This window comes from Nocardia rhizosphaerihabitans, assembly GCF_014646295.1.
Classification (GTDB): Bacteria; Actinomycetota; Actinomycetes; order Mycobacteriales; family Mycobacteriaceae; genus Nocardia; species Nocardia rhizosphaerihabitans.
In genome coordinates this window covers 21,051-28,442 of sequence record NZ_BMNE01000019.1, presented here as the reverse complement: position 1 = coordinate 28,442, position 7,392 = coordinate 21,051, and the positions used below count along the sequence as shown (strand labels likewise).

General features: G+C 65.9%; 8 protein-coding genes. 2 read left to right on the top strand and 6 right to left on the bottom strand.

All coding sequences use genetic code 11. The features are described 5' to 3' along the window. Window positions 1-203 precede the first annotated feature (203 nt). The 3 genes from IEY60_RS35215 to IEY60_RS35205 all read right to left on the bottom strand — a co-directional run bounded on the left by IEY60_RS35215 (window position 204) and on the right by IEY60_RS35205 (window position 2,589). Entirely contained in the window at window positions 204-659 is a 456-nt protein-coding gene (locus IEY60_RS35215) for a hypothetical protein (RefSeq protein ID WP_189034892.1), read from the bottom strand. 90 nt (window positions 660-749) lie between these two features. After that, window positions 750-1,415, bottom strand: coding sequence for a hypothetical protein (locus IEY60_RS35210; protein WP_189034891.1), 666 nt, complete (start codon window positions 1,413-1,415; stop codon window positions 750-752). A gap of 967 nt (window positions 1,416-2,382) precedes the next feature. Then, complete coding sequence (locus IEY60_RS35205; protein WP_189034890.1) at window positions 2,383-2,589, bottom strand: hypothetical protein; 207 nt, start codon at window positions 2,587-2,589, stop codon at window positions 2,383-2,385. Between the two features lie 110 nt (window positions 2,590-2,699). Between IEY60_RS35205 and IEY60_RS35200 the strand changes: the two genes are divergently transcribed. After that, entirely contained in the window at window positions 2,700-3,140 is a 441-nt protein-coding gene (locus IEY60_RS35200) for an NUDIX hydrolase (RefSeq protein ID WP_189034889.1), read from the top strand. A 57-nt stretch (window positions 3,141-3,197) separates the two neighbouring features. On the opposite strand, the gene IEY60_RS35195 is transcribed toward IEY60_RS35200, so the two are convergent. From IEY60_RS35195 to IEY60_RS35185, 3 genes are read right to left on the bottom strand one after another with little or no spacing between them, the layout of a single operon-like run. Continuing rightward, a complete protein-coding gene (locus IEY60_RS35195; RefSeq protein ID WP_229740409.1) occupies window positions 3,198-3,851 on the bottom strand; it encodes a hypothetical protein in 654 nt (217 codons plus the stop codon). A gap of 9 nt (window positions 3,852-3,860) precedes the next feature. Next, window positions 3,861-5,006 carry a radical SAM protein gene (locus tag IEY60_RS35190; RefSeq protein ID WP_189034888.1) on the bottom strand — a complete coding sequence of 382 codons (1,146 nt, stop codon included), beginning with the start codon at window positions 5,004-5,006 and terminating at the stop codon, window positions 3,861-3,863. Further along, on the bottom strand, window positions 5,003-5,689 hold the full coding sequence (locus IEY60_RS35185; RefSeq protein ID WP_189034887.1) for a P-loop NTPase family protein: 687 nt from the start codon (window positions 5,687-5,689) through the stop codon (window positions 5,003-5,005). Before IEY60_RS35185 ends, IEY60_RS35190 begins: the two co-directional genes overlap by 4 nt. A 163-nt stretch (window positions 5,690-5,852) precedes the next feature. On the opposite strand from IEY60_RS35185, the gene IEY60_RS35180 reads away from it, so the two are divergent. Continuing rightward, window positions 5,853-7,355 carry a helix-turn-helix domain-containing protein gene (locus IEY60_RS35180; protein WP_189034886.1) on the top strand — a complete coding sequence of 501 codons (1,503 nt, stop codon included), beginning with the start codon at window positions 5,853-5,855 and terminating at the stop codon, window positions 7,353-7,355. Window positions 7,356-7,392: the final 37 nt, after the last annotated feature.

Genomic DNA, 7,392 nt, shown 5'->3' with positions numbered 1-7,392 from the left:
CGAGATCACCACCAGCGACACGATACCCGTTGCCGCTCAACGGCTTACGGGACATCCCTTAACCGGACCGCGCGGTTCGACACCGGCTCACAAGGGCATCGACCGCGCTGCGTAGCCAACGCGGCTCAGCACAGCGCATGGAAATGGCCGGTGGTGGCGAGCGAATCGCTCGGCACCACCGGCCATTTCAGCGGGTCGGTGGATCAGGACGTGAGCGGCGGCACGACGCGCGGGGTGAACCCGGCTGGGGCACCGGCGGCACGGAACCGCCACGACGGCGACACCGTGCGAACGATGTCGGTCTGCCCGTCATCGCCGGTGTCGTCGCCGTCCTGTTCGGCCAAGTGATCCTGGATCGCGACGACCACCTCGCGAGTGGCGGTCTCGAGGTCGCGGTACAGGGTGCCGCTCAGCGGACCGGTCATGATCCGGACCGAACCGCTGTGCGGGAAGAACTCGCCGTCGGTCGTCGCCTGCTCGTAGTGCAGCGCGATCGGCACCCAGGGCACCAGCGCGCCCAGCACGGGCATCTGCAGCTCGCGGACGGCCGCGTCCGCGACCGCGATCCACAGCTCGAGACTGTCGGGGGCCAGGCTGGAGTCGGCGTACACCCGGTGCAGGGCCGAAGCGAGAACGTTGGGGGTAGGGGTGGCGTACATAGTCGAGCACCTCTCTCAGGGGGTTAGGTTGAGAGGGCGGTGTCGGACTCCCCGGAGGTAGGAACTCCGGGGATTCCGGCATCGCCCAAGTCAGGACGCGAGAGTGAATCGCTTGGGGGCGGTACTGGTCTGGCGCGCGATCCCGCCGTCGGTCAGCTTGATCAGGGCGTTGTGTACCGCGCCGCTGGAACGGTCCAGGGCTTTGCCGATCTGGTGTGGAGTGAACTCGATTCCGAGATGGTCGCGCAGATAGTCCTCGACCTGCCCGCGCAGCGCTCCGGCGGGCAGGCGTTCGACCGTCGACTCCGCGTCGGCCGCTGCCACGCCATCGGCCATCGCCGGGGGTTCCGGGGCCGGGGTTGCGGTTTCGTTGACCGTGGGGGCGGCTACCGCCGTCTCCGTCGCGGTGTCGGGTGTGGGTGCGACCGGTTCCGGGTCTGCGGGCTCGGCGGTGGGTGCTGGGTCCGGTTCGATGGTGGCCGGTGCGCCTACGCCCTGGGTCCAGGTCTTGGCGGCCCGGGGCGCGTCGGGGTCGGTGTGTTGCTGCGCGTGCCCGGCGGTTTCCCACTGTGCCAGCAGACGCCGGGCGGTGGACAATCCGATCCCGGCGATGTCGGCCAGCGCGGCGGTGGTGTTGTCGGGGTGGGCGCGCAGGGCCGCCCACAGCGCGCGGGTGCTGTCGCGGCGCGGCACCGGCGCACCGCCCTCGACGAACGCAACCGGTTTCGTGGCCACGGCGGTGTTCTTCTTCGACATGGGGGTTCCTTCCCACAATGGGTTTCAGTGAATTCGGGGTTTCCCGAACGGATGGAATGCGCACCGATCGGGGCGATTCCCCGGGCGGTCGGTGCGGTTCCGGTTTCCATGACCGCTCGATAGGGCGTGTGATGTCAAGCCGAACGTGGAAATTCATGCCGGTTCTGAATTTCTCGCTCCCGATTGACGAAATACCAATGCCGCGAGAGGAATTCGTCTCGACGCTGTTCGGTGTCGTGGCGCGAGGCGGGCTCGCGGCGGGGTCTCGCCCCGGGTGCCGGTGAGATCAGTCGAAGTCGCCGCGCCGTGCTCTCGCGGTGAGATCGCGCCGGGCGCTGGAGAGGTAAGCCAGGCCCTGATCGAGGTCGAGGCCCTCGGCCGCGAACCAGCGAACAGCATCACAACCCCATTCGCGGGATTGCGCTGATTCGTCGCGAGGCCGCGTCGCGTGACAACGCAAGCCACGAACGAAACGCACCCAGCACACCCGAAAGCCCTCGACCGGGCGTGAGGCCGGCCAGACCATAAGAAGCGGATTCAAAAAGGAAGAATGGAGCGAGAAGAGTGTGCGAGAAGGATTGAGACCGGGCGGGCCAGAGGAGCCAGAACGACACCAAGAGCCGGGATGAGCGCCGGTGACGCATGTCTATACATCTTCGAGTATAGACAATCCTGGATGACACCCCGCCACGGATGTAGCCATCTACCAGGCGTGATACAGAGGCGCGGTGGGGCCCTTTATGACCCCACGTATTTCCGCACGTACTTCTTCACGCATTCCTCCACGCATCGACAGCGTTGAACCGGAGAACCTACCTGCTCAGACCCTTTCGGCTGGTTCGTCTACACGGGCCAGCAGTTCTCGTGATGCGAAGTCAGCGATCACGGCGCTGGTTCGAGGTATGTCGGGAGCTCCGATGACCCGATATCGGTGTGGACGCAGTCCTGCGAGTCGGTGGTGTCCATCTCACTCCTCCACATGGTGGCGACCGGAGTTCGTCGCGAAGTCCTGACGGTGGTAGCCGACTCGCTGGTATTCGGGCAGGCGGGCATCGCGACGGCCGTGCCTGGCTGCCGCACCGAAAGTGATGATCGCGCGGAAGCTTTCGGGTGTCTGGCTGGGGACAACGAGGAGCTGACCTTCGCTGCGATGGAGGGTGACTTGGTGCGCCATGAGGTCTCCGATTCCGATGCGGCGGACCAGGTAGTACATGGGCCGCCGATGGCTTATGGTCGTGCTCGCGTTCATGTCGAGCGCATCGAGAGAGAGGTAAGAAATTGGCTGTGGCCAGCACTGAAAGGCACACCCTCATCGGTGATGTGCACCTGCTGCTCACCGACGACCAGGGGAGGATCCTGTTCGGCCGGCGAGCTGGCACCGGGTACGCCGATGGCGCCTTCCACCCGCCCTCGGGACATCTGGAGGCCGAGGAGTCGGTCGTCGAGGCGCTACGGCGTGAAGCCGTCGAGGAGATCGGTGTGCAGATCGCGCCCGAGGACGTCGAGTTCGCGCACATCATGCACAACAGCTCGTCCGGCGGGCGCGTCGCGTTCTTCTTCCAGGTTCGGAAGTGGGAGGGCGAGCCGACGAACATGGAACCCGACAAGTGTGATGCGCTGGAGTGGTTCGCCGTCGACGCGCTGCCAGCGGAGATGATCCCCTACTGCCGGGAAGCGCTGGGCCACATCTCGTCCGGCACGTCCCTGTCGCTGTTCGGCTGGTGACAGGTGACGGTGGGGACCGTGACCTCTCTCCCCGGTCCCCACCGTCGTTGAACCTCGTCAGATGAGCTGCCACTCATCGAGCGAGGCGATCAGTTCCTCGAGGCGCTGCGGGGACATGCGTTTCTCCGCAGCGTCTTCGAGGGATTCCTTCGTGGCCCCGTATTGCCACCAGGACTTGCCGTTCTTGGCGTCCATGACCAGGAACCGGTCTTTGATGGCAGGGCCGCGCAGCACCAGCGATACGGTGCCGGGTTCGGCGACCACGGCGTGAACAGCGCTGTGGTGCAGCGCGTAGCTGGCCCCGACCCGTTCCTGGCGCACGTGGACCGCGCGCAGGCTCGAAACATCGATCTCTGTGTCGAGTTCGACGTCGCCGTAGAGCCGGTGCCGGTATTCGCCACGCAGGATGTGGCTGGCGTAGGTCCAGCGGTGATTGTGCGGTCGATCGTGGTAGCCGGGGCCGAAGATGTGCAGGCGCAGCCGGATCCCGGTTTCGGGGTCGTCGTGCAGGACGATCTTGTCGAGGATGTCGTAGTGCTCGCACAGTGCGGCGAGATCGGGGTTGTCGGGCAGCGTGGTCAACTCGCGGCGCAGCAGGTACTTCTGGGCGGCGAGCAGTTCGAAGGACTTGCGGGTGGCCGACTCGACAGCTTCCACGTCGTTCCAGTCGAGGCAGCGCAGCGGTTCGATGACGGTTTCCATGGTGTGCATTGGGTTCTCCTATTCGGGTTTCGCGCTGGACTTCCACAGTCGGCAGACCGGCACGATGTCGGGGTAGGCCGAGCACGACGAAGCACCCATGACCAGCTCCTCGGCCGGGCAGCCGCCCATGCACGCCGATTCCTTGCAGCCGCCGCAGGCGCTGCCGACGAGAGGTTTGGTGAACAGATCGAACTCGTTGATCTCGCTGTCGCGGTTGAGCAGCACCTGGCCGTCGTGCATCTTGGCGTAGTAGGTGTCGGTGTCGAAGAGGTAGCTGCACACGTAGCAGCGGCCGTCGGGGAAGATCGAGATCCGGTCGAGGGTGCGGCCGATGCAGCCCTGGTAGCCCTCTCCGGCGTAGCGGTCCATCTGGTCGCGGCGCGCGTAGGTCGGCTGGAACCACACCCGTGACTTGTATTCCGGCGCAACGAGTTCGAGCCTGGCGCAGAAGTTCACCCACTCGAGGGGGTTCATCGCCATGTCGGCGTTGCCGTGGCCGGTGCCGATGGTGGAGAACACGTGGAACTTGACCAGGCTCGCGCCGATGTCGTCGGCGATGTCGAGCAGGCGCAGGACATCACCCTCGTTGGCTTTGTTGACCGTGCAGATGATGCGGGTGTCGAACCCGCGCTCGCACAGTTCGGCGCTGGTCTGCATCGCTTGGTCGAAGGTGCCCTCACCGCGGACGGTGTCGTGGGTGGCTGCGCTGCCGCCGTCCATGCTGACCTGGACGTAGGCGAAGTCCTCGGGGGTGAGCTGGGCGAACTTCTTGCGGGCGATCGCTTGGGCGTTGGTGGTGGTGATGACGTGGCTGTAGCCGATGGTCCTGGCCGCGCGGATGGCGTCGATGTACCAGGGGTGCAGGGTCGGCTCGCCGCCGAGGATGGTGAGCTTGTCGCCGCCGAGTTGCCGCCAGGTAGTGAGGGTGTCGACGATTTGCTGCGGGGTCATTTTCAATGCCCGTTCGAGCCGTTCGCCCATGTAGCAGTGCTCGCACCGCAACTGGCATGCCTCGGTGATGTAGAGGTAGACGTTGCGGAACCGGCCGTAGGCGACCTTGTCGACACGATGTGGTTCGCGCTGTCCGGCGTTGCGTGGCATCCGGGCGTGGCCGTAGGTGTCGGGCCGGAAAGTCGGGAGTCCCAGAGGGGTTGTGCTGGTCATGCGGTGGTGCTCCTCACGATGAGCAGGGGCTCGACGATTCGTGCGAGGGTCGCGGCGTCGTCGGCGGCGTCGACGGAGTTGGTGGGGATGCCCGCACGGTCGAACGCGGTACGCACGTCCTCGACCGTGTCGTCGTGGCGTCGGGTGCGGGCGGCGAACAGTGACGGAGCGTCGCCTCGCCGCGGGTGCAGCAGTGAGCCACAGTTCCCGCAGGTCCATCCGCCGACCGTCGACGCGGTAGCGGGCAGGCGCGGATCGGCGGCCGGATCGCGCTCACACCGGTGGCAGACTCGACGTGCGCGCGCCCTCTTGCGTCTGGCCGGCGCGGCGAGCACGAGCTCGACCGGCTCAATGACACAGGTCGGTACGAGCGCTCGCGCTATCTCGAGCAGCGCCTCGACCTGTTGACCGGTGCCGGGATAGTTGTCCAGGAGCACCGTGTGGATCCGGGAGTCCGTGGACACGGCGCTCAGGTATCGGCGCACCGCCGAATTGACGACGTCATCGTCTATCCAGCCGAGGTCTCGTGGGCCGTGACTGGCGGTCTGCCGGACCACTTCGGGCGGCACGTGTTCGCGCAGTCTGAACACGTGCCGGTCGGGATTCTTGCCCAGCGCTAGCGTGAGCGTTGTCTTTCCGGATGCCGGTGGCCCGAGGATCGGCACCAATAGTGATAGCGCCATGTCGCCCCTTCCGCAGGATTGATATCGGACACACCGACGATCGCCGCGTCGAGCGCGAATTGGCTATACACACAACAAGTCTCGTGAACGCCGGTGTATGCAGAAGGTGCATATGGGCTGGGTAGAGCCGGTGGTACCGTCGGAAAAACCGTTGGGGACGGCCATGATCGCGGAAGCGGGGCGGATGATGCGGATAGCCGAGAACACGCGCGAATGCCTGGTGTGCGGGACTCGGTTGTCCCGATTCAACACCGGCACGGCGTGCAGCAGTTGTGCGCGAGAAGAACCCGCTGTCGGCGCACCGGTGATGCCCGCCGAGTTCTGGGCGAGCGATCACATGCGCGACGCCTTGGCCTCCTGGCACATGGGCCGGGTGATCTTCGCCTTCCGCACCCACCCCATGCACAAGTCCCCGATCACCCAGCTCGACGTCGCGAACTGGCTCGACATGTCCCAGGCGAGCTTGAGCCGGATCGAGTCCCGCGAAGCTCCCGAAAAGATGTCCAAGCTGGTCCAATGGGCAACAGCTCTGCACATACCCGAGGAACTGCTGTGGTTCCGGCTCCCCCGGCAGAACTCGGCGGCCGAGGTCGACCGTCGACAGCTGCTCGTCCTCGCGGCAGCGGCCGTCGCCTCGGCCACCACCGAGGACATCCTCCCCAGCAGCAGCTCGGCCACCGACGACTTCGACGCGTCGGTGCCCGCCATCGAAACAGCATTCTGGGCAGCAGGCAACGTCGGAAGCGATCAGCCGGTCCGCGAGATCGGCCAACTCGTCGCGCTCGCCCGACGTATCACGAAACTCCAAATGGCCTGCGAGTACGCGAAACTCGGACCCTTGCTGGCACCGGCGATCACCGATCTGTACCGCCAAGCCCAAGGCGGGAAGCCCCGAGACCGCCGTGCCGCCTGGGATGCGCTGACCCAGGTCGCTTCCGAGACTTCAGTGGCACTGCGCGCACGCGGCTATTTCGCCGTCGCCTGGTCCGCCGCGCAGGCAGCCGAATCCGCTGCCAAACGCATCGACAGCCGACAAGGAATCGCCTCGGGTGCCTATGTGCGCAGCCAGGTGCTCCTCGCCCGACCCGAGTCACTCAAGGCCGCCCTGGACTGCGCCGTGCACACCGCCGCCCAGGTCGGACCCGACGCAACCACCACCCCCGAGATACAAACGGTCGGAATGCTCCACCTCCAAGCCTCTTTGGTCACCGCCACCATGGGCGCCAGCCCCCACGATCACCTCGCCCAGGCGGCCGAGTACGCGGCTCAACTCGACCGCTCGACCGTCGACGATCCCACCACGATCGTCGGCAACGTCTCCTTCGGCTCGGCCAACGTGGCTTTGTGGAACATGACCGTCGCTATGGAAGAAGGCTCCCCGGAACGAGTGCTCGATCTCGCCCACCGCCTCGACCCTCGATCGTTGCCGACCGTCGGCCGCGCCGCACAGTACTTCGTAGAGGTCGGGCGCGCTGCCGCAGCCCGCGACGACCACACCATGTCCCTGGACGCCCTGTTGCGGGCGGAGCGCATCGCGCCTCAACAGGTCCGAAATATGGACACGGTGCAGGAATTGGTGGGCCACATGATGATCAAGGCCGGACGTGACCTCGTCACCGGTGAGCTCGGCAAACTGGCTTCCCGGGTCGGTGCCGTGGCGCTTTAGGCGAAGACGCATCACTCATCGCCTGCCATGATGGAGG